The sequence below is a fragment of the Amycolatopsis sp. cmx-4-61 genome (assembly GCF_046548775.1).
Classification (GTDB): Bacteria; Actinomycetota; Actinomycetes; order Mycobacteriales; family Pseudonocardiaceae; genus Amycolatopsis.
Map to the genome: position 1 here is coordinate 35,479 of NZ_JAEBEI010000033.1, position 20,117 is coordinate 55,595.

Sequence of the window (20,117 nt, forward strand, 5' to 3'; positions counted from 1 at the left end):
GAGTCGCCGCGCAGCGGCAGACCCAGCCGACGACGAGAGCCGGATTGCCCAGGACCTTGGCGTGCTGGGAAACGTCGCCCACGACCACGGCGCCGATGCAGACCAGGGCGTAACGCCCGATCTTGAGGCCAGGCAGTTTGTCGCAAGACCAGGACCGCAGTCGGCCACGGGCCACGTGATGGATCCGGCCGATCGGATCGGAAAGCGCAAGATCAACAGCCGTGCGGCTGGCGGGTTGTGCTCAGCCGCCGGAGCGCGCCGACGATTCCGATGCGGCTCGCATGATCCAGTTGTGGAACTCCACCGCGAAGTGCTCCAGGTGGTGCTCGACGACCGTCGGGCTGCACGAGGCCGGGAGCGTCACCGAGAGGCTGGCGGTGAAGCCGCCCTCGACGTCGGTGAACGAGTTGGTGATGCCGCCGACGATCGTGCCGTCCTCGAGCACCATGCGCGAGCGGCGGCCGTATGTCGCGTCGGGGCCGGTTTGCGCTGCCGGGGTCGCCGCCTCGTCCCACTCGCGCATGTAGAACGAGCAAACGTGGTCGCCGAGGGTCTCGACGATGTTGACCCGGCCGCCGCTGGCGTGGATGGAGTAGTGCTCCGGGTGTCCGGCGAGCAGGACGTCCTCCCGCCCGAAGGCCCGCGAGAGCCAGTCCGTGAACTGTCCCGCGGTGATGCCATGCGCGTGCAGCGTCGTCGTGCCGGTTGTCTCTTCGCCGGCCGAGCGCGCGACGTGGTCGCGCAAATAGGCCTCGCCTGCTGCGATCTCGTCGGCGAGGAGGTCGAGGAGGCGCTCGCGGCCGAGCTTGGCTTTGAGCAGCGCGAGGGCACGCTGGGCGGCGCGGACCTCGAACCGCTCGACGGTGCTGTCATCCTGTTCGCTGGCCAGGTGGACCCACGCTGCCGTGGCACTGCTGCTGTCAATGGTCGCTGTGTCGCTGCTCATGGTGGTCCCTTCGCTGGTCAGCGGGTCTGGACGGGGAGTTGCAGGTAGGAGGCGTGTTCGCCGCCGGTGTGGATGACGTGTTCTCCGCGGTTGGCGCCGGTGTACTCCTGGATGCCGGGCATGAGGGTGCCCAGGAGGTTGCGGGAGCTGACGACGAAGCGCAGTTGCTCGCCGGCGCGGAAGGACAGCCCGATCGGGAGCAGGTCGATCTCGACGTCGACGATCTCGCCGGGGGAGAGGAGCTCGACCCGGTCGAAGGTGTGGGCCGGCACGTCGTCGGTGGACAGTTTCTCGTCCAAGTGCCGGGCCGAGGCGCGCAGCCGTCCGTCCGATCCCTTGTAGCGCAGGATCGATGCGCCGTGGTCGGTGAGGTCGTGGACCATCGCGGTGCGGTTGGGGACGGTGAAGGTCTGCAGGGGTGTGCCGTGGGCGTCGAGCTTCTGCGCGAGGACGAACAGGTCCATGTCGTCGGCGTCGCGGGCCTCGACCCACAGGTGTGCCTTCGGGTAGCCGACGAGGACCGTGTCCTCGTCGAAGCGCGCGAGGAAGGACGCCGCGGCTGGGTTCGCGGCAACCGGGTAGGAGACAGCGGCCTCGCCGGCGGGGACGGTGGTCGTCAGCGTGCGGGTGCGGCCGTCGAGGTAGTACCTGGTCGCGGTGACGTCGGCCGGGGGGAAGGTGTCGGCGGGGAGGTTGACCTGGTCGCCACCTTGCAGGTCGAGGACGGAGTAGCGGACCCGGGGTGTGCGTTCCCAGTCGTTGTCGAGGTCCTTGAGGTAGTGGTCGAAGAAGCGGCGCAGGTCTTCGACGTTGGCCTTGTCGTAGTAGTCGGGCCATTCCTGGGTGTTGTGGATGCGCAGCCACTTTTCGGGGCTGGCCATCCGGCGCCAGGCGCGGAAGGTGCCGGCGGTGTGGAGGGTGTTGGAGTAGCTGGCCACGACGTAGGCGGGCACGGTGATCCGGTCGAAGTCGGGAACCTTGTGCGCCCAGAAGTCGTCCGCGAGCGGGTGGAGCTCGGCCTCGGTGAGGAGGTCCTCCTTGCGGTTCTTGCCGAAGAAGCTGCCCTCCTGGAGCTGGCGGGTGAACCCGGTGTCGGGCATTCCGCCGCGCATCACCAGGTCGCGGTAGACGTCGCTGACGCCCTCCCACGGGTTGATCGCCGCCAGGTGCGGCGGCTGCTCGGCGGCGGTGAACCACTGCGCCACCGCGAGGTAGGACGTGCCGCTCATCCCGACTTTGCCGGTGCACCATTGCTGCTGCGCCAGCCATTCGATGAGGTCGAAGCAGTCCCGGCCCTCCTGGCGGTCCCACAGGACGCTGTCGCCCTCGGAGTCGACGACGCCCCGGATGTCGGGGTTGCAGATCGCGTAGCCCTGGGCGCACCAGTACGCGGGGTCCGGGCCTTCGAACTTCTCCAGCCCGGACACGATCCCGTTGTCGAGGCCGACCATGCCGAAGACGCCCATGACGCTCGCCGAGGATCCCTGCCCCTTGCCGTACGGGCTCCACGCCACGATCACCGGCACGGGCTCGGTGCCGGCCGGGCGGAACACGTCGACGTGGATGGTCACACCGTCGCGCAGCTGCACCGCGACGTCCTTTTCGAAGACGACGTCGACCGGCAGCGGGCGGAACGGCGGGGCGAGGCGGAAGCCGGCCTCGAGGATCCGGGTGCCCGGCTCGAACGGCGTCAGCACCCCGGTCCGGGCGGGCGGCAGCGGCTGGGACGGCACGAACACCTTCTGGTCATTGCTCACGACGGGCTCCTCTCGCTCGGGCACGTCCTGGTGCCGCGGTCTTGCCTGTTTCGACCGTACGGCCGACCCGGGAAAAACTCAACGCTTGTGGAGAAAAAGCTGTGGCCGTTACACTCGTCCGGATGACCGCCCAGGAGGAGGCGCCGGCGACGAGGGCCCGTCGCGGCCGCAAGCCCGGCCCCGGCAGTACCCGGCAAGCCGTGCTCGACGCGGCGAGAGCGCGGTTCGCCCGTGACGGCTTCGCCGGGACCACGATCCGCCGGATCGCCGCCGACGCCGGGGTGGACGCCTCCCAGGTGATGCAGTTCTTCCGCTCGAAGGACGACCTGTTCGCCGCCGTCATGGCCGTCCCGGCGTCGGCGCTGGAACGGTTCGAAACGGCTTTCGAGGGGCCGGACGAGCACCTCGGCGAACGCGTGGTGCGTGCCTACCTCAGGGCGTGGGAGGGCAGCGCCGAGGAGTCGGAACCCCTGATGGCGATGCTGCGCGGCGCGGTCGGCAACGAGAACGCGTGCGTGCAGCTGCGCGAGTTCATCCAGTCCCGGTTGCTGTACGGCGCCGGTGGCGGTGGCGATGCGATGCTGCGCGCCGGCCTGGCCGCCGCGATGCTGGTCGGCATCGTCACCAGCAGGCGGATCATCGGGGTGCCCGTGATCGCCGCTGCCGACACCGAACAGATCGTCGCGACCGTCGGCCCCGCGATCCAGCAGGTCCTGACCGGCTGACGGTTTCACCCGGCGTCCAGCCACGCGCGGATCTCCTCGTCGTGCTCGCCCAGCGCAGGCGGAGCGGTGTGGGTCCGCGCAACCTCGGCGCCGTCGAGGCTCGCCATCCGCAGCGGCGGTCCCGGCAGCCGGATCGTGCCGAGGACCGGGTGGTCGACGTCGATGACCAGACCTTGGCTGAGGGTCTGGTCCCAGGTGTAGACCTCGTCCAGCGTGCGCACCTTCCCCGCCGGGACACCGGCCTCGGCGAGCCGGCGGAGCCAGCCCGCGGAAGTGCGCTCGCTCAGCTGGTTTTCCAGGACAGCGGTCAGCTCGTCGCGGTACAGAACCCGGTCGCGGGCGGTCGCGAAACGCGGATCCGTCGGGTCGAGCCCGGTGGTCAGTGCGACAGCACGCCACTGGTGGTCGTTGCCGACCGCGATCTGGATGGTGCCGTCCCGGGTCGCGAACGCTCCATAAGGGACGATCGTGGGGTGCTGGTTGCCCAGGGCGCGCGCCACCTCACCGGCCACGGTCCAACGGGTGCCCTGGAACGCGTGGGCTCCGACGATCGCCGCCAGCAGCGACGTCCGCACGACGGCGCCCCGGCCGGTGTCCGCCCGCTCGGCCAGGGCGGACACGACCCCGAAGGCTCCGTACATCCCCGCGAGCAGATCGCCGATGGGCACACCGACCTTCGTGGGTTCGTCCGGACCCGGGCCGGTCAGGGACATCAGCCCGGCCTCGCCCTGGGCGATCTGGTCGTAGCCGGCCCGCCCGCCCTCAGGACCGTCGTGGCCGAACCCGCTGATGGACAGCAGGACCAGGCGGGGGTTGAGCTCGTTGAGGCGATCGAGGCCAAAACCGAGGCGCTCCAACGCACCCGGCCGGAAGTTCTCGACGAGGACGTCGGCCCGCTCGACGAGCCGCTCGAGATCACGCCGCCCGGCGTCGGACTTGAGGTCGAGCTGGATCGACTGCTTGTTGCGGTTCGCCGACAGGAAATAGGTGGATACCGGGTCGTCCGGTGGCCCCACGAACGGCGGGCCCCACTGACGCGACTCGTCACCGACGCCCGGTGCCTCCACCTTGATGACCCGGGCACCCATGTCGCCGAGCATCATCGTCGCGTGAGGACCGGCGAGGGCGCGGCTGAGGTCGACGACGAGGACGCCGGACAGAGGGCCGTTCGTGCCGGCCGGGCGGCTCACTGCCCGCTCCGGACGAGCGGGCCGAGGCGGTGATCGTTGGATACGACCGGGTTGCGCAGGGTGCCGAGCCGCTCGACCTCGACTTCGACCTCGTCGCCCGGGTGCAGCAGCCACGGCGGTGTACGGGCGTAGCCGACGCCGGCCGGCGTTCCCGTCGCCAGCAGGTCCCCGGGCCGGAGCGTGAACGTGTGCGAGATCAGCGAGAGGGTGTCGCCGACCGTGTAGGCCATCTCGGCAGTGGAACCGTCCTGGACCACCTCGCCGTTGACCCGCGTCCGGACGCGGAGGCCGTCGCGCAGGTCGCCGACCTCGGCGGCCGGGACCATCGGGCCGAGCGGTCCGGAGCTGTCGCCGTTCTTGCCGAGGATCCACTGGCTGGTGAGCTTCTGGGCCCGCCGCGACGTCACGTCGTTGAACGTCGAGTAGCCGACGACGCCGGCCAGCGCCTGGGCGGGCGTGGCGTCGACGAGCGTCGACCCCACGTACGCCATGACCTCGCCCTCCCAGTCGATGCCTTCCTCATTGGCGGGCACGGGGATCGGAGCGTCCCCAACGGTGAGCGATGCCGTCCAGCGGGCGAACAGCGTCGGGTAGGGCGGCAGGTCCTGATCGCGGAAGCTGCCCTCGGCAACGTGCTTGAGGTAGTTCAGCCCGATGCAGATCACCCGTGCACCGGGCAGCACCGGCGGAACCTGACGCACGTCGGCGATCGCGACGGTCGGTCCGTCCGGACCCCGGGACAGCCAGTTGGTTGCGTCGGCCCAGAACTCGTCCAGCCCGGCCAGCACCGTAACCTGCGCGCCGTCGTCGGACAGCGACGCGACCTCGACCGGTCCGCCGCCCCGGCGGACACCCACGATCCTCATCGGTGTGCCTCCTCGTGGTGGGCGCCGTGCGGGGTGTCGAGGTGGTGCTGCATGAGGAGGTCGGCGGCGAAGTCGTTGGATGGGTCGCGCCAGACGCTGTGCACGTGGTTGGCGTTGTCCTCGGCGTTGTCGAACTCGATCAGGGTGGCGCCGCCCTGGATGCGGAAGTAGTGCGGCAGGTCGATGGTGGTGCCCCCGGCCCACGCGAAGTGCAGTTCGCCGACGCCGCCGGCGGCCGCGATGCGGTCCATCTCGGTGTCGACCAGTCCGGGGCGGGCGCGGTGCACGAATTTGGCCAGCAGGTCGTCGAAGCAGGCCCGTTGGGAGGCGGAGAGGTCGCCGACGCGGATGCCGCGGGGGTGGGCGCGGAAATACGCGAGCGCTTTGCGGTCGTCGTCGGTGATCATTGCGTCGCGGCGGCCAACGCCGTGGTAGGCCGGGTACTCGACCTCCCCGATGCGGGGCACGGTGCGGGTGACGAAGTCCGCCGGGGGCTTGTCGTGGATGACCGCTTGCGCCCGCTGGTCGGCGGTGAGGCCGTCGAGCAGGAGGAAGGCGGCGTCCTCCTCTTCGCCGAGGATGCGGAACGGGCCGATGCGCGCCGGCTCGGCGCCCAGCAGGAACGGTGTGGCGTTCAGCAGGTCGCCATCGACGACGGTGACGTTGATCGACAGGTGGTGCCCGACCAGCCGAAAGCCCCAGGTGGTGTCGGGTTGCGGCTGACCGAAGAAGGTCAGGAAGTAGCCGCGGGCGTCGCGGAACGTGGCAGCGACGTGGCCGAAAACGGGGAGGTTGAGCTCGCGAAGCACGTGTTCGTTGCTCATCACCTGTACCACGCGTGCGTAGGCGGGCAGCGACATCGACTCGGCGATGAGCCGGTGCGCCAAAACCTCCTGGTGGCGGTCCAACTCGCCGAGCGGGAGGCCGTGCCGGCCGGACTCGGGCAGGAAGTTCCAGTGCGTGCGGCCAGGGTCGGTGTGCGGCAGCAGGCTCCGGATCCGCTGGTCGCCGGTGAGGCGGTCGAACAGGCCCATCGCGGCGAAGGTGACCACGGTCGCGTCGAAGGAGCCGCCGGCTCGGGGGCGGTGTTCGCGCGGGAGCTCGGTGTGCGGCGAGAGATCGGTCATCAGACGGCCGGCCGGATGACGAGCATGCTGGCCGGCAGTTTGCTGCGGTTGACCACCTCGCGGCGGGTGCCGGCGGTGAAGTGGACGGAGTCGTACGGGTGGAGGGTGGCTTCCTCACCGTCGCTGACCATCACCAGCTCGCCGCTGACGAGGACGTACACGGTTTCGACTGGCTGCTCGCTCATTTCCGCCTGCCCGTCGGGCAGGTAGTGCGACAGCACGACGGTCACGTCCTTCGTCGGGGTCGACGCGCCGCCTTGCAGGCGCACCGGCCCGACACCGGTGTGGCCGGGTGGATCGAAGCGTTCGGCCTCGGTGAGCCGGGTGACGCGCATGGTCATCGCAGGTGCTTCCCTTCGGTGGGGTGGGGCTGCAGCGCGCGGCGCAGCTGTGAGACGAGGCGTGGGATGTCGGTGTGGTCGCCGGCGCCGAAGACGTAGAAGTCCGGGCGGGCGAGGAATGCGGTGCAGTCGTGCCGGGAGAACCAGCGTTTGTAGGCGCCGTCGAGGTCGCGCACCGAGCCGGTCGGGGACAGGTCGGTGATGCTGCCGCCGATCTTGCGGAACCAGGACGCGGCTTCCTCGTCGAGCAGCTCTCCTGGATCGCCCGCCCGGCTCACGAGCTGCCAGTCGCCGCCGACGACGTCGTCGAACAGGCCGGTTCGACCGGCGACCGCGATCCGTCCCTGAGGTGCCAGCCGCCCCTCGACACCCTTGCTGGGGACTGTGATCGAGGGTGTGCCCAAGCGAGGGTGCGGCGGTTCCACGGCGGCGGCTGCTTGCCGCTTCAGCTCGGTGTCACGTGCTGCGGCTCGTGTGGGGTCGAGTTCGCAGATGACGCGTCCGGCAGCGACCGCTTCGTCGATGATCTCGCGGACGTGGCCTGCTCGTTCCGGGCCGTAGGTGTCCAGCACGTCCGGGTCCGTGAGGCCGGCGTGCACCATGCCCAGGCGCCAGGCCAGCGCGCGGGCGTCGCGGAGTCCGGCGCACAGGCCTTGGCCGAGGAAGGGGGGCATGAGGTGCGCGGCGTCGCCGGCCAGGAAGGCGTGGCCCACCCGCCAGGTCTGCGCCCAACGGCCCCGGAAGGTGTAGACGGCGTGCCGTTCCAGCTCGGCGTTGCTGGGGGTGACTCCCCAGGGGGCCATGAGCCGCCAGGCCGTAGCCTCCTGCGCCAGCTCTTCGGCCGGCATGTCGTCGCGGCGCATGAACTCGAAGCGGCGGCGACCTGGTCCGCTGTTGACCGCGGTGGCCGGCTGGTGCGGATCGCAGTACTGGACGACGAAGGCATCCCACGTCTCTTCGCGCAGCGGCCGGTAGTCGATGACCAGCCAGTCGGCCTCGAAGCCCGAGTCGCCGACGTCCACCGCGAGCTGAGTGCGCACCGGGCTGTTCGCGCCGTCGGCGCCGACGAGCCATCGGCTGCGAACGGTGGCTGTCATCGCGGGTTCTGTAGTGGAGATGAGTTGCGTCGACACGACCTCGGCGTCCTGAGCGAGGGAGGAGAACACCCAGCCGCGGTGCACGGTCACGCCCGCCGTGGCGTCGGCGATCTCTTCAAGGACCGCTTCGAGGTCGGGTTGGTGGAAGCCGTTGGTGTTGGCCCACCCGGATTCGGCCGGACGGTTCCAGTCGATCGACCGCAGCAGCTCGCCGTCGCCGTTGCGGAACTGGTAGCCGCCGCGGGGACCCTGTGACGGTGCAAAGAGGTCGGCGTGGTCGGCCATGACCCCGGCGGCTTGCAGGATGCGCAGTGCTTCGTGGTCGATCGTGCAGGCACGGGGGAGCGGGTACCGCTGCGGCCAGCGCTCGACGAGCGCGACCTGCATTCCCGCTTGACCCAGCAGGATCGCGGTGAGCAGGCCGACGGGGCCACCGCCTACGACGAGGCAGTCGACCTCGGGAGCCGGGAGCGTGGTCATGCCCGGTCTCCGGTGCTGAGACGCGCGTCGGGGACGATGACGCACTTGGCGTGGGGCGAGTCCGACTGCGCCCGCCACGCGGCCGGCAGCTCGTCGAGAGGGAAGACGCGGGTCGCCAGCTGCAGGCCTCCGCGCGAGATCTCTGCCCACAGCCAGCTCAGCGCCGGCTGCTTGTCGCGCAAGGACACGTGCAGGCCGGCGAAACCGGACAGGACCAGCTGCTTGCCGCGCATCGACCCGGCCGGAACCTGCGCCGTGGGACCGGCGAGGTTGCCGATGTTGATCAGCCGCGCCCGAGGAGCGCAGACCTGCAGGGCGGCCTCCAGGGGCAACCCGTAGATCCCGTCCAGGACGACGTTCACCGGTCCTGCGGCGGCGCGCAGCCGGGCAGCCAAGTCGTCTCGGCTTTCGCCGGGCTGTAGGGCGACGATGGCATCAGCGCCGAGATCGAGCACGCGCTGCAGCGCTGCGTGGTCCCGGCCGACGCCGATCACCCGCCCTGCGCCCACCAGCCGGGCGATCTGAACCGCGAGCTGACCCACGGCGCCGGTGGCGCCCAGCACCAGTACCGACTCGCCGCGTCGCAGCCCTGCGATCTCCACCAGCGGCAGGTACGCCGCGGTGCCTGCGTTCCCGACCGCGGCGGCCAAGACCGGGTCGATGCCGTGGGGGAGCGGGAGCACGTCCGCGTCGGCCACGAGTACCCGATCGGCGAACGCTCCCGGCGTGCCCGGTGCGGCGTGGCATTCCGCGTACACCCAGGAGCCGGGCGCGTGCGCGTCGGACTCGAGCACGACGCCGACGCACTCGCTGCCGGGAACATAGGGGGCTTCGTGACGGACTGAGTGAAACGCCCCGGAGGCGATGAGCAGGTCCAGCGGATTCAGCGGCGCTGCGGCCACCGCGACCAGTGTCGTTCCGGCCGTTCGGCGCGGCAGCACTACCGTGCCCAGGCGCGGCTCGGCGGCCGGGGCGTCGACCAGGACCGCGCGCACCGAGTCGCTTCCCGATGCCTGGACTTCTGATGCCGCGCTCACGACGCCGACATCTCTGGCGAGCGGCATGGTTGGTGGCTCCGTTCGGGGCTGATGGGGCGCCGGCGACCTGCAGCCTTACTGCAGGAAAGCTCCGAAAAATGCTGATGTAGCAACGGCTTCGGGTCAGCCGGCCTTGGGTGCAGCGGACCGGTTGAGGGTGGTGATCCCGGCGAAGTCGTGAGGCTGGATACCGGCCATGAGACGCCCGTAGTTCTCAGACAGCGCTTCGAGATTCAACGCGCCGTGGAGCGTGACAACACGCGCGTCGCGCCAGGCCCGCTGGATGTGTTCGAAATCCATAATCGCCGTGGAGCCGGAGTTGCGCTGGAGCAGCTCGATCGCCTCGGCGCACCACTTGGCGGCGTAGGCGGTCTCGGCGAGGACGCGCGCGCTGAAGTGCTGCAGGTATTCCGGTGACGCGGGTGTACCGGCGGCGGCGAGCTCGCCCAGGCGATCAGTCTCGGCTGCATTGGCCTGCGCCATCAGCGTCGCCGACCGGATCTTGCTGTGAACCTCGGTGAGCATGAGGTGCGTCAGCGGCGCCTCGAGCTGGTTCTTGTACGTCGTGCCGCGGATCGGTCGGCCTGCGGAGCGCTCGAGGAAGCGGGCCAGTGCGCCCTGGGCGATCCCGATCGACATGCCGGCCATGAGGCTGAACGCCCAGCCGAGCGAAGGGGCCTTCCACAGCGATCCGGCAAGACCGTTGTCCAGGGTGCCGGCCACGATGTCGCGGAAGTCGACGACGCGGTAGGCGGGGACGAACAGCTCGTCGGCCGAGAGGGTGATGGAGACGCTGCCCGTGGCGCGCATGCCGGCGACCTGCCAGTCATCGAGGAACCGCAGCTCGTCGCGGGGGACCTGGACCCCGACGAGGTAGCGGCCGTCGCCATCGTCGGCCATGCAGCCCAAGTTCGTGTACGGCGCCCACAGCGCGTCGCTGCCGAAGGTCCAGGGGCCGCCGGAGACGATCCAGCCGTCGTCGACCCGCTCCGCGCGCCCCCGCGACGCCGGGAAGTGGCTCGATCCGGCTACGCGAGGCCCGACCCACGCGGGACCGTAGACCTCCTCTACGACCTTGGCGCCCGAGCCGGCCGGGATCCAGTTCGTCGAGGCCGCCACCCACACCGTCCACCCGGCCGAGCCGTCCCACGACGACACCTCGGTGATAACGTCGAGCTGGTCCCGAACGGAGAGCTCGGCGCCGCCGAACTCCGCGGGGCTGGCGATGTCGAAGGCGCCGGTGGCGTCGAGCGCGGCGATCGTCGCGTCGGAGTGGCGGCCGGCGCGTTCCGCTTCCAGCGCGGCGGCGCGCAGGGTCGGTCCGAGCTCGTGCACCTTCTCTAGGACGGCGACGAGCGTGGCGGGCCTGTCGTCGGTGACGAGCATCGTGGTCTCCGTGTCGGGTCGGTCGTTCAGGGGCTGCAGGACTTTGCCGTTGCTCTCGGCTGTCGCCGTCACCGGGTCGCCTTGATGGCGTTGAGGTAGGCGACCCGACCGGCTTCGGCGTGCTCACGCAGGACGTTGAGCTTCATGTCAGGCCGGTGCTCGGCGTTCGGTTCGGGCACGAACGGGTTGCCGGTCCAGGACATCAGCCGGCAGACGCGTCGCTGGATGCGCCAGCCGGCCTCGGTGCGGACGAGCTCGTCGTCGTACCAGCCGGTGCCCGTCCATGCGGGGCCGTCCTCGGCCGCCTCCCGGATGAGCAGCCAGTTCCCGTAGCTGAACGCGTTGGCGCGATCGCCGTCGACGTGGACCAGCTGCCCCATCATCGTGTGCTGGTGGCTGTCCAGCGTCTGGTGGAACTCCGCGAAAGACCGCTTGAAGTTCTCCAGACCCACCCACGCGTTGCCGGCCGGACCGAACTCGGCGGTCACGTCCTCGGAGAAGACGAGGTCGAACAGGTCCCACGCGTGCGCGTCCAGCGCGAACCCGTACAGGTTGAGCAGCTCGATGATCGCTGCCTTGTCCTCGGTGTCAGCCACGCTGCTAGTCTCCATCTCAACTGTGAAATGTTACTGAATGCTTGTGTCATGTCTAGACTGGTCATGCCAGCGTGTCAAGACGCAATCTCGACTCGCTCACCGGTAGTCTGATGGGCCCAGTGGTCCTCCACTGCAAGCAACAACTCGACGGGGTGACCTGGTGACCGACGTGTCCGACTCCCGCGTCTCGCTGAACGAGACCGCCTACCGCCAGCTGAGGGGCGACATCATCGCCTGCCGTCTGGCGCCTGGTCAGCGGCTTACGGAGAAGCAACTGGCGGCCGACACCGGCTTCAGTACCGCGCCCCTGCGCGACGCCCTGACCCGCCTCGATCACGAAGGCTTGATCCGCACCCTGCCCCGAAAGGGCTACCAGGTCACGCCGTTGACGCCGAAGTCCATCGACGACCTCTTCGTCGTCTGGGGGATCGTCGGGCCCGAGCTCATCCGGCTCGGCCTGCGCCAGGCGAGTGAAGCCCAGCTCGACGCGGCACGGACGGCGTTCGACGAACTGGACGTGCTCGCCGAGGAGCAGGGCGGATCACCGTCGGCCCTCCTCGACATCGACGTGGTCAACCGGACCTTCGCAATCCTGGCCGAGGCCGCCGGGAACACCTATCTGATCAACTTCTTCCAGCGGCTCATGGGCGACATGAGCCGCATTCGAGCACTGCTGCTCACCTCGGATCACACCAACGCCGCGACGGCGCCGGCCGGCCACTGGGTGCGCCACATCCTCGACGAGCGTGATGTGGACAAGGCCGCCGAGCATGCCAGGCGCTACATCGAAGACGTCCACCAGCACGTGCTCCGGGCCATCATCAGGTGGCCCTCGGTGATGAGCAGCGAGGTCAGCGTCCTGCCGCCACGGTGAAGCGATGCTTGACACGACACCTGGCGACAGTTCTAACATGTCACAGATCTTCAGAGACATGTTAAAGCTTGCGAACAGGAGCGCACGATGGCCGACGCCGGCAACGCGACGATCGACCCTGCACTGTTTCGCGAGACGCTCGGTCACTACCCGACTGGGGTCGCCGTCGTCACCGCGGTATCCAAGGACGGCATCCCGGAAGGCATGGTCGTCGGAACGTTCACATCGGTCTCCCTCGATCCGCCTCTGATCGCCTTCTTTCCCGCGAGGAGCTCGAGGAGCTTCGCGCGGTTCAGGGACGCCGCTACGTTCTGCATCAACGTCCTGGCGTCCGACCAGGAACCGCTGTGCCGCCAGATGGCGACCGCCGGCGCGGCCAAGTTCGACGGCGTGCGCTGGCGGCCGGGACCACTCGGCTCACCCGTCCTCGACGGCGCAGTATCCTGGATCGAGTGCACGTTCGAGGACGTGCGCGAGGCGGGTGACCACTTCATCGTCCTCGGACGCGTGCAAGAGCTCGGCGTCACCCGGCCGACCTTGCCGTTGCTGTTCTTTCAGGGCGGATACGGAAAGTTCTCGACCGGATCGTTCATCGCCGCTCCAGATCCAGAGCTGATCCAGGCAGCGCAGCTCGCCGAGACGATCCGATCGGAGATCGAGGAACTCAGCCTCGCCTTCGCGGTCGACTGCAGCGTCCTCGCCAAGATCGGCAGCGACGCGGTGCAAGTGCTCACTGCCAATGGCGCACGAGCGTCCGAGACCGTTCCGCTCGGACATCGGCAACCCATCATCCCTCCACTCGGCGCCGTGTTCATGGCGAAAGCGACACCCACGGAGATCGAGGCCTGGATGCAGCGTGCACCCGACGACAGTAGAGACCGGCGCACTCGCCACCGCAAGCTGCTCGACGCAGTGCGTGATCGTGGCTACTCGCTCCTCGCCGCCGAGCCAAAGCTGCTGCAGCGTCATCGAGCCGTGCTGACCGAATTCGAGCAGTCCGACCGGCTACCCCGACAGGAACGCGACGTGCGGCAGGCGACCGCCGATCTCGTCGATCTCTTTTGTCCTGACCTCATCGTCGGCCGTCGCTACGACCTCGCATCGATCGTGGTGTCGGTCCCCACCATGGCGGACCTGCCCCCTATGGCTCTGCGGATGACCGGGATGCCGAAATCCGCGCCGACCGAACAGGTCGAGGCCTGGATCAACGGCCTGAGGCGAGTTGCTGCCGCGGCTGCCATGACTGGCACTCCTGGGTGAACGACGGTCCGACGACGTGGCTGTCCGCGACACGGTGAGGCCGAAGCCTCCGAACCTGTGGCGCCGACTTGACCGAAGAGCACTGCCGTCCGTTCAACGTCAACGGGCTCGACACGCACCTCAGCGATTCGGGTTCACTCGCCGGGTTGGGAACACACTATTTGCGCGGTCTCCGCCACCAAGTCCGCGTCGGACCTGTCGGCCACCTTCGGTCTGTGGTTCTCCGACGTCCACCTTGGCCGCGATCTGCACGACACCGTCACGTTCGGGGACGGCCTCTACTTGCGGGGCTGGCCAACAGCGCGTTGTACTCCGTCGTAGGCGCGGCTGCAGCTACGCTGCTGTCGTCGATGGCCGGATACGCCTTGGCGAAGTTCAGCTTCCGCGGCGATCGTTGACCTTCTCGGCGATTCTCGCGGGTGTGCTGGTTTCGCCGACTGCGCTCGCCGTACCGCTGTACCTCATGCTGGCCGGCGGCGGAATGACCAGCACCGTCTGCTCGGTGCTGGTGTCCAGCATGATCAGCCCGTTCGGGGTTTACTTCGCGCGCGTCTACGCCGCGGCATCGGTCCCCGACGAGCTGCTCGAGGCCGGCCGCATCGACGGCGCCGGCGACTTGCACATGTTCTTCGTCGTCAGCCTGCGCCTGATGGCGTCCGCCTCGGTGGCAGTCTTCCTGTTCCATTTCGTCGCGATCTGGAACACTTCCTGCTCCCGCTGGTGATGCTCACCAGCGACCGCCTGTACCCGGTGACCTCTCGGCCTCTACACCCTCAACACCCAGATTGCCCGCGACCCCGACCTCAAAGCCGTCGTCGTCACCGGATCCCTGCTGTCCATCGTGCCGTTGATCCTTGTCTTCCTGGCGTTGCAACGTTTCTGGCGCAGCGGACTCGCCGCGGCAGCTGTCAAGGACAAGCGCATTCATGGCGACCGTCACGGTATGGGTGGATCGGCACCGTGAACGCGGAGAGACGTGCTCCGAGTGACACCGGCAGCGGCGGTAGGCTTCGCGGCGGCGGGAGTGGCTGCCGCTCGGGCGCCGACCTGGCGCGGATGGGGGGCCGGCCTGGCGCGCTGCCAGGGTCCCGCCCTCTCGAAGCCGTCGCCGCCAGGGCCCGCGCGGTGTCCGCTTACGTCCCGCTGCGCCTGCGGGACCCCGGCCCTGCGAGTGGGGGGCAGCACCGAGCGCGCGGTGAGACGGTTGTGCGATGGCTGGCGAAGCCGGGTCAGGGGACGGAGTCTGCACTGATGTCGAGACCTCGGGCTGCGACCACGTCGGCGCGGCCGTCGGCCAGGCGGTAGCGCAGGCCCACGATGGCGCCCAGGCCCGCGGCGACCCGCTCGGCGAGCACCCGGGAGCGGTCCAGCAACAGGTCAACCGTGTGCCGGACGTGCTCAGCCAGGATCTCGTCAGCCTCCATGCGGCCGGCGGCGCGCGCCGCGAGCACACTGGGCGTCACGCGCTCGACGACATCCCGGATGTAACCGGCCGGTGTGATCCCGTCCTCCAGCGCAGTGCAGGCAGCCCCCACTGCGCCGCACGAGTCATGGCCGAGGACCACCACCAACGGACAGTCCAGCACCTCCGCCCCGTACTCGATACTGCCCAGCACTTCCGCGCCCACCACGTGGCCCGCCGTGCGCACGACGAACAAGTCCCCGAGGCCACGATCGAAGATGATCTCCGCCGCCAGCCGGGAGTCGGAACACCCGAACAACACGGCGAACGGACGCTGGCCCGGCGCGATCTGGGCCCGGCGCGCTGCGTCTTGGTTCGGATGTTCCGGAACGCCCGCAACGAACCTTCCGTTGCCGGCGAGCAGCAGCTCGAAGGCTTCAGCGGGGGTCAAGGTTTCGATCTTGGTCATGACCCGCAGCCTAAGCCAAGACCTGGAAGGTATCTCCTCCATGATTGGCCGCGTGTCCATGAGCGCTCTCCGCGCGAGGGATGCGGTCGCGTAGCAGGCACGTCATCGCTCTCCGCGGCCGATCTGGCTAGAAGATCGCGATGGGGTTGACCGGCACTCCGGTGAGCCCGTGGATCCGTGGGGGCGCGACGGTGAGGAGAAACGACCAGCGGTTCAATCCGGCACAGACGGTGGCGAGTTCTTCCAGTTCGGCGACGTCGATCAGAGGCATCCCCATGAGCGGGAGAGCGACCTGGTGCAGGGGGAGCGGGCACGCGGGGTCCAGCGGCGGATGGGCATCGCCGGCGTCCCCGGCGAAGAGCGCTGCGCCACGTTGGTGTATCCAGCGGACGGCGTCCAGGCTGATACCGGGCATCGCCTTGCCCGGCTGTGGTCCTCCGGTCCAGCCGCTGCGGACGACGAGTGCGTCCCCGGCCTCCAGACGCACGCCCTGGCGCTGCTCGGCTGCCTCGAGGTCGCGGGCGGTGATCGCATACCGCGGTGCCAGCGGTCCGTCCGACGCCAGGTCGAGCAGGACTCCCCGGGTGACGATCCCGGCGGCGAACGCCGTGGTGGAGGCGTGCGCGACCCCGCCAGAGGTGAGGCTCTCGGACAACGGTCGCCCGGGGTAGACCTGGCCGTTGTGCGGCACGTGGACGAGAGCGTCGATGTGGGTCGACCCACGATGGTGGTTGGCGACCGTTATGACATCCACGGCAGCTATCGCGGGAGAGCCGGTGTAAGTCAGCACTTGCTGGACTGGCGACGCGGGCTGACTGACGGGAGCGTCGGGGCCGCTGCCGAGGAGGGCTGGTTCGATCGCCTGTGCCAGGGACACCGCGCGTCCGGTGCGTACCTCGGCGGCGGCGCGTGCTCTGGCGGCGTCGGTGATGAGGTTCAGCGTGCCGAGTTGATCGTTCAGGCCCCACCTTCCCCGGTTGTCCGGTAAGTCCTTTGTGCTTTGGTGTTCGTCGGTGTCAGTGCTAGGTGTGATCGCCATGTCTCGTCCCTCGTCTTGGGTGTGCGGCTGATAGTTGACTCGCATCATGATAACTCAGCACACGATGAGTTCGTCAGTTGGTGAATACTGGGTGAAGACGGTTATGATGGCGGTGTGGGAGGTAGCAGCGTTGCGGGCGAGGCGAGCGATTCCGATCGTCGCTGGGCGGGTGCACCGGCAGCCGCAGCGGCGCGATCGGTGATCAAGCACGCCGGAGGCCGGAGGCGTGGGCAGACGCGCACGCGTGAGGTGATCCTCGCCTCCGCACAGAACTGTTTCGCCGAGCGCGGGTTCGACGGGACCAGCCTGCGTCGTATCGCGGACGTGGCGGGTGTGGACCAGGCCCTCGTGCACCACTTCTTCGGTACGAAAGAGAACCTGTTCCTGCAGGCGCTGGAGTTGCCGGCGAAGATGCAGGAAGCCCTTGGGGCGGCGTCACGCGGTGGCCGTGAGGGTGTGGGGGAACGAATGGTGCGTGCGCACCTGTCCGTGTGGGACGACCTGTCGGCACGCCCGGCGCTCATGACCATGGCCCGGTCTGCTGCTGTTCACGGCGTGGCCGCTGAGCGGCTGCGCCACACCGCGACCTCGGTCGTGGCCCAGGCGCTCAGCGAGGTGATCACAGGCGAGGACGCGCGGTTGCGGGCGAGCTTGGTGGCTACTCAGCTCATCGGGCTCGCGATGACGCGCTATATCCTGCTCATGGAGCCGCTCGCGTCGGCCGATCACGACGCGGTGGCCCGGTACTACGGCCTCGCGCTGCAGGCGATCGTGGACGCGTGAGGCTGCCCCACGCCGAGCCGGGACTGGCTTTTCGCGCGCTCGGCGTTCGCGGGACAGTGCCTCAGTGAGGGGCGGAGTCGTTGTCGCGGAACGTGGGTCGCAGCGCCTTGGTCACCCGGAGCAGCTCATCGAGCATGACTGCGGCGGCACCCTCCATCAGGGGATCGGCCGACACCTCGCCCTGGGCCGTGAGTTTCTGAGCCGTGAACGGGACGTTGATCGACTCGAAGATCGGCACCACCCGCAGTGTCGTGGCGACCTGTTTCAATTGCTGGACCGCGCGTGTTCCGGCACCGCTGCCTCCGTAGCTGAAAATCTGACCGCCTTACCGGCCCATTCCTGGTGCACGCTTTGCGAACGTGTCGCGCGAGAATTCGGCCGTCGGTGGTGCACCACTCGTAGACGAGCCGGGGCGTCGCGCCTTGTGCGAAGACGTCGGCGATGCCAATTTTCTGGAAGATACGCATCGTCTCGTCGTCAAAGGCCAACGCCCGCGGAAGATTGTAGAGCCCCGCGTGCTACTCGAGGACCGCGACCCGGTGGCCGCGCTGCGCGAGCAGCGGTGCGAGCACCATGCCGGTCGGTCCGTACCCGACGATGGCGACGTCGTATCGGCCGCCGGGATCCGGCCGGAAGTTCGGTACTGCCACGTGCCCTCCTCCCTGGCTCATCTGCGCGATGTTGTGCGTCGATCAGGCATTCCTACTGTCCTGCGGCGTGGAGTGCGGCGGCGCGTTCGTAGGCGTCCCGGATCGCGGGAACCAGACTGACGGCCTGAGGGGTTGACGTGGTCGGGCACGAGTTTGAGGATGTCGCCGGAGCGAAGCTGCTGGGGGACGTCCTCGCCTCGGGCGGTGACGACTGCGTGGAAGTGGGGGTAGTTCTCGCCGAACACGAGCAGGTAGGTCGCCGGCGCCCCGGTGACTTCGGTGACCGCCGCGACGAGGTCACGGGCGCGCCGCGCGAGTGAGTTCAATTCGTCATCGTCGAGGCCGGTGATCCGTTCGGCGTGCCGGCGGGCTCGCAGGATGTACCAGCCTGGGACGGCGAAGGCGGGGACGACTTCAGCGGCCCACAGCTCGTCGCGGAAAACGATCGCGGAGTCGTCGATGTCTTCCATCCGGCACAGCAGGCATTCGGTGACTGTCATCGGTGCGCCTCCGGGTAGGGGGGTGACTGTCGGTCGTGTCGAGGTGTGCGGCGTCGACGGAGGCCAACGTGAAGCCAGCGGTGAAGGTCGCGGGCGGCGGTCGAAGACGACGGCGACTGCCGGGCTGGTTCAGGGGGCGCCGACAAGTACCGACATCGGGTTGGGGAGGTCGGCTTTGAGCGACCACGCTCGGTTGGTCAGTTCCTCGACGTCGGCGCCGCTGCGGCGGGCTTCGAGCATGGTCTGCGGGTCAAACGCGGGACCGACCGAGTCGGCGGCGTATTCGGGCCCGTTCATGTAGGCGGTCGCCTCGTCGGGCTCGGCGAAGTTGTCGACCTGCATCTCGACGAAGTTGCCGTCCGGGTCCTGGTAGTACATCGACGTGGTCACCCCGTGCGCGATGCACACCGCCGGGGCGACTCCCTTGGCCTGCAACGATTCGTAGCGGGCGAGCAGGTCGTCGAGGTGGTCGAAGGTGTAGGCGACGTGGTGCATCGCCGCGGTGGCCGGAGTTTTGCGTTCCAGCGGCACGGGGGAGTTGAGCAGCGCGATGCGGTGGTGTTCTTCGTCGAAGGTGACGAAGGTCAGGTTGTCGTCCTCGTACACGACGTGGGCGTCGAGGACGGCGCAGTACCAGTCCCGCATCTGCTTGGCCTGGCTGGTCTGGAACACCACGTGGGCGAACTTGGGGGCGGCGGACATCGGGCTTCCTTTCTCGGCGCTGAGCGAAGGTCCGGGTGCGGTGGTCAAGGCTGGGAAACGAACTGCGTGCGCATCGAGCCGATGCCCTCGGCGGAGGTCACCAGTTCGTCTCCGGGACTCAGGAACCGGGCGGGCTTGCGGGCCATGCCGATTCCGGCCGGGGTGCCGGTGAAGATGACGTCGCCGGCGTAGAGGGGGAGGATGGAGGAGAGGTAGGCGATGATCTCGCCGACGGAGAAGATCATGTCGGCGGTGCGGGACTTCTGCATCTGCTCGCCGTTGAGGTGACAGCCCAGGCCGATGTCGTCGCGATCGGGGAACTCGTCGGCGGTGACCAGTTGCGGCCCCATCGGCGCGAAGCCGGGGTAGGACTTGCCGAGGGTGAACTGCGGGGTGGGTGGCTTCAGCTGCAGTTCCCGTTCCGACAGGTCCTGGCCCAGCGTAAGGCCGGCGACGTGTTCCCACGCCTGCGACGCCGGAACCCGGTAGGACTCCCGGCTCAGCACGACGACCAGTTCGTCTCGAAGCCGACCGAGCCGGGCGGCAGGGTGACGGGCGCGGACGGCCCGGTGATCGAGGCGGGGAACTTCGTGAACACGACCGGGGTGTCGGGAACGTCCATCCCGGACTCGGCCGCGTGCTCGCGGTAGTTGAGACCGATTGCGAAGACCTGCCGGGGGCGGGGTGCGGGTGGTCCGAGCAGCTCGGCGCGGTAAGGGCGCGTGACGCTGTCGGTATGGCCGGCGGCCCAATCGCGCAGGTCGTCCCACTGGTCGTAGAGGCGTTGCGGATCGGCGGGCAGGCTGCCGCCGCTGGCGGACTCGACGTCGATCATGCCGTCGCCGACGACCAGGCACGCCCGGCCTCCCGCGTTGACGATGCGCATGACA

The 20,117-nt window shown here is 69.0% G+C and carries 23 protein-coding genes; 5 read left to right on the forward strand and 18 right to left on the reverse strand.

Annotation, left to right across the window (positions count from 1 at the left end; all coding sequences use genetic code 11):
• Positions 1-241: 241 nt before the first annotated feature.
• Both ACLJOU_RS44965 and ACLJOU_RS44970 read right to left on the reverse strand, forming a co-directional pair.
• Entirely contained in the window at positions 242-946 is a 705-nt protein-coding gene (locus tag ACLJOU_RS44965; protein ID WP_410575415.1) for a hypothetical protein, read from the reverse strand.
• 17 nt (positions 947-963) lie between these two features.
• The gene (locus ACLJOU_RS44970) at positions 964-2,703 is read right to left on the reverse strand and encodes a CocE/NonD family hydrolase (RefSeq protein ID WP_410575416.1); all 1,740 of its coding nucleotides are present in this window, start codon (positions 2,701-2,703) and stop codon (positions 964-966) included.
• A 122-nt stretch (positions 2,704-2,825) separates the two neighbouring features.
• On the opposite strand from ACLJOU_RS44970, the gene ACLJOU_RS44975 reads away from it, so the two are divergent.
• The gene (locus tag ACLJOU_RS44975) at positions 2,826-3,428 is read left to right on the forward strand and encodes a TetR family transcriptional regulator (protein ID WP_410575417.1); all 603 of its coding nucleotides are present in this window, start codon (positions 2,826-2,828) and stop codon (positions 3,426-3,428) included.
• Positions 3,429-3,433: 5 nt separating this feature from the next.
• On the opposite strand, the gene ACLJOU_RS44980 is transcribed toward ACLJOU_RS44975, so the two are convergent.
• From ACLJOU_RS44980 to ACLJOU_RS45015, 8 genes are all read right to left on the reverse strand, one after another.
• Positions 3,434-4,618 (reverse strand): CaiB/BaiF CoA transferase family protein, encoded by a 1,185-nt coding sequence (locus ACLJOU_RS44980; RefSeq protein WP_410575418.1) that lies wholly within the window; start codon positions 4,616-4,618, stop codon positions 3,434-3,436.
• Positions 4,615-5,484 (reverse strand): fumarylacetoacetate hydrolase family protein, encoded by an 870-nt coding sequence (locus ACLJOU_RS44985; protein WP_410575419.1) that lies wholly within the window; start codon positions 5,482-5,484, stop codon positions 4,615-4,617. Before ACLJOU_RS44985 ends, ACLJOU_RS44980 begins: the two co-directional genes overlap by 4 nt.
• On the reverse strand, positions 5,481-6,611 hold the full coding sequence (locus ACLJOU_RS44990) for a DUF3500 domain-containing protein (RefSeq protein ID WP_410575420.1): 1,131 nt from the start codon (positions 6,609-6,611) through the stop codon (positions 5,481-5,483). The genes ACLJOU_RS44985 and ACLJOU_RS44990 overlap by 4 nt, the downstream gene beginning before the upstream one ends.
• Complete coding sequence (locus ACLJOU_RS44995) at positions 6,611-6,952, reverse strand: cupin domain-containing protein (RefSeq protein WP_410575421.1); 342 nt, start codon at positions 6,950-6,952, stop codon at positions 6,611-6,613. The genes ACLJOU_RS44990 and ACLJOU_RS44995 overlap by 1 nt, the downstream gene beginning before the upstream one ends.
• A complete protein-coding gene (locus ACLJOU_RS45000) occupies positions 6,949-8,529 on the reverse strand; it encodes a bifunctional 3-(3-hydroxy-phenyl)propionate/3-hydroxycinnamic acid hydroxylase (RefSeq protein WP_410575422.1) in 1,581 nt (526 codons plus the stop codon). The genes ACLJOU_RS44995 and ACLJOU_RS45000 overlap by 4 nt, the downstream gene beginning before the upstream one ends.
• Positions 8,526-9,593 (reverse strand): quinone oxidoreductase family protein, encoded by a 1,068-nt coding sequence (locus tag ACLJOU_RS45005; RefSeq protein ID WP_410575423.1) that lies wholly within the window; start codon positions 9,591-9,593, stop codon positions 8,526-8,528. Before ACLJOU_RS45005 ends, ACLJOU_RS45000 begins: the two co-directional genes overlap by 4 nt.
• A 96-nt stretch (positions 9,594-9,689) precedes the next feature.
• Positions 9,690-10,952: a hypothetical protein gene (locus tag ACLJOU_RS45010; protein ID WP_410575424.1), complete on the reverse strand. Its 1,263-nt coding sequence runs from the start codon at positions 10,950-10,952 to the stop codon at positions 9,690-9,692.
• A 68-nt stretch (positions 10,953-11,020) separates the two neighbouring features.
• On the reverse strand, positions 11,021-11,548 hold the full coding sequence (locus ACLJOU_RS45015) for a nuclear transport factor 2 family protein (RefSeq protein WP_410575425.1): 528 nt from the start codon (positions 11,546-11,548) through the stop codon (positions 11,021-11,023).
• A gap of 160 nt (positions 11,549-11,708) precedes the next feature.
• Here ACLJOU_RS45015 and ACLJOU_RS45020 point away from each other — a divergent pair, with 160 nt between their 5' ends.
• The 3 genes from ACLJOU_RS45020 (at position 11,709) to ACLJOU_RS45030 (ending at position 14,406) form a co-directional block, all read left to right on the forward strand.
• A complete protein-coding gene (locus ACLJOU_RS45020; protein WP_410575426.1) occupies positions 11,709-12,422 on the forward strand; it encodes a GntR family transcriptional regulator in 714 nt (237 codons plus the stop codon).
• An 87-nt stretch (positions 12,423-12,509) separates the two neighbouring features.
• Positions 12,510-13,682, forward strand: a complete 1,173-nt coding sequence (locus tag ACLJOU_RS45025; RefSeq protein ID WP_410575427.1) for a flavin reductase — start codon at positions 12,510-12,512, stop codon at positions 13,680-13,682.
• A 421-nt stretch (positions 13,683-14,103) separates the two neighbouring features.
• Positions 14,104-14,406 (forward strand): ABC transporter permease subunit, encoded by a 303-nt coding sequence (locus ACLJOU_RS45030; protein WP_410575428.1) that lies wholly within the window; start codon positions 14,104-14,106, stop codon positions 14,404-14,406.
• Positions 14,407-14,911: 505 nt separating this feature from the next.
• On the opposite strand, the gene ACLJOU_RS45035 is transcribed toward ACLJOU_RS45030, so the two are convergent.
• Positions 14,912-15,553: a carbonic anhydrase gene (locus ACLJOU_RS45035; RefSeq protein ID WP_410575429.1), complete on the reverse strand. Its 642-nt coding sequence runs from the start codon at positions 15,551-15,553 to the stop codon at positions 14,912-14,914.
• A gap of 127 nt (positions 15,554-15,680) precedes the next feature.
• Positions 15,681-16,592 carry a cyclase family protein gene (locus tag ACLJOU_RS45040; RefSeq protein WP_410575430.1) on the reverse strand — a complete coding sequence of 304 codons (912 nt, stop codon included), beginning with the start codon at positions 16,590-16,592 and terminating at the stop codon, positions 15,681-15,683.
• Positions 16,593-16,706: 114 nt separating this feature from the next.
• On the opposite strand from ACLJOU_RS45040, the gene ACLJOU_RS45045 reads away from it, so the two are divergent.
• Positions 16,707-17,375, forward strand: a complete 669-nt coding sequence (locus ACLJOU_RS45045; protein ID WP_410575431.1) for a TetR family transcriptional regulator — start codon at positions 16,707-16,709, stop codon at positions 17,373-17,375.
• 61 nt (positions 17,376-17,436) lie between these two features.
• On the opposite strand, the gene ACLJOU_RS45050 is transcribed toward ACLJOU_RS45045, so the two are convergent.
• From ACLJOU_RS45050 to ACLJOU_RS45075, 6 genes are all read right to left on the reverse strand, one after another.
• The gene (locus tag ACLJOU_RS45050; protein ID WP_410575432.1) at positions 17,437-17,613 is read right to left on the reverse strand and encodes a hypothetical protein; all 177 of its coding nucleotides are present in this window, start codon (positions 17,611-17,613) and stop codon (positions 17,437-17,439) included.
• Between the two features lie 280 nt (positions 17,614-17,893).
• Positions 17,894-18,025: an FAD-dependent monooxygenase gene (locus ACLJOU_RS45055; protein ID WP_410575433.1), complete on the reverse strand. Its 132-nt coding sequence runs from the start codon at positions 18,023-18,025 to the stop codon at positions 17,894-17,896.
• A gap of 17 nt (positions 18,026-18,042) precedes the next feature.
• Positions 18,043-18,495 (reverse strand): hypothetical protein, encoded by a 453-nt coding sequence (locus tag ACLJOU_RS45060; protein ID WP_410575434.1) that lies wholly within the window; start codon positions 18,493-18,495, stop codon positions 18,043-18,045.
• 159 nt (positions 18,496-18,654) lie between these two features.
• A complete protein-coding gene (locus ACLJOU_RS45065; RefSeq protein ID WP_410575435.1) occupies positions 18,655-19,227 on the reverse strand; it encodes a VOC family protein in 573 nt (190 codons plus the stop codon).
• A 44-nt stretch (positions 19,228-19,271) separates the two neighbouring features.
• Complete coding sequence (locus tag ACLJOU_RS45070; protein WP_410575436.1) at positions 19,272-19,733, reverse strand: fumarylacetoacetate hydrolase family protein; 462 nt, start codon at positions 19,731-19,733, stop codon at positions 19,272-19,274.
• Positions 19,727-20,117, reverse strand: a 391-nt coding sequence (locus ACLJOU_RS45075) for a fumarylacetoacetate hydrolase family protein (protein WP_410575437.1), incomplete at its 5' end; no start/stop codon positions are given. The genes ACLJOU_RS45075 and ACLJOU_RS45070, both read right to left, overlap by 7 nt.

What these genes read in the sequence shown, in the direction of transcription:
- ACLJOU_RS44965 (WP_410575415.1), bottom strand. Translation starts at nt 946, where the DNA reads ATGAGCAGCGACACAGCGACCATTGACAGCAGCAGTGCCACGGCAGCG.
- ACLJOU_RS44975 (WP_410575417.1), top strand. Translation starts at nt 2,826, where the DNA reads ATGACCGCCCAGGAGGAGGCGCCGGCGACGAGGGCCCGTCGCGGCCGC.
- ACLJOU_RS44985 (WP_410575419.1), bottom strand. Translation starts at nt 5,484, where the DNA reads ATGAGGATCGTGGGTGTCCGCCGGGGCGGCGGACCGGTCGAGGTCGCG.
- ACLJOU_RS44990 (WP_410575420.1), bottom strand. Translation starts at nt 6,611, where the DNA reads ATGACCGATCTCTCGCCGCACACCGAGCTCCCGCGCGAACACCGCCCC.
- ACLJOU_RS44995 (WP_410575421.1), bottom strand. Translation starts at nt 6,952, where the DNA reads ATGACCATGCGCGTCACCCGGCTCACCGAGGCCGAACGCTTCGATCCA.
- ACLJOU_RS45000 (WP_410575422.1), bottom strand. Translation starts at nt 8,529, where the DNA reads ATGACCACGCTCCCGGCTCCCGAGGTCGACTGCCTCGTCGTAGGCGGT.
- ACLJOU_RS45005 (WP_410575423.1), bottom strand. Translation starts at nt 9,593, where the DNA reads ATGCCGCTCGCCAGAGATGTCGGCGTCGTGAGCGCGGCATCAGAAGTC.
- ACLJOU_RS45010 (WP_410575424.1), bottom strand. Translation starts at nt 10,952, where the DNA reads ATGCTCGTCACCGACGACAGGCCCGCCACGCTCGTCGCCGTCCTAGAG.
- ACLJOU_RS45025 (WP_410575427.1), top strand. Translation starts at nt 12,510, where the DNA reads ATGGCCGACGCCGGCAACGCGACGATCGACCCTGCACTGTTTCGCGAG.
- ACLJOU_RS45035 (WP_410575429.1), bottom strand. Translation starts at nt 15,553, where the DNA reads ATGACCAAGATCGAAACCTTGACCCCCGCTGAAGCCTTCGAGCTGCTG.
- ACLJOU_RS45040 (WP_410575430.1), bottom strand. Translation starts at nt 16,592, where the DNA reads ATGGCGATCACACCTAGCACTGACACCGACGAACACCAAAGCACAAAG.
- ACLJOU_RS45060 (WP_410575434.1), bottom strand. Translation starts at nt 18,495, where the DNA reads ATGGAAGACATCGACGACTCCGCGATCGTTTTCCGCGACGAGCTGTGG.
- ACLJOU_RS45065 (WP_410575435.1), bottom strand. Translation starts at nt 19,227, where the DNA reads ATGTCCGCCGCCCCCAAGTTCGCCCACGTGGTGTTCCAGACCAGCCAG.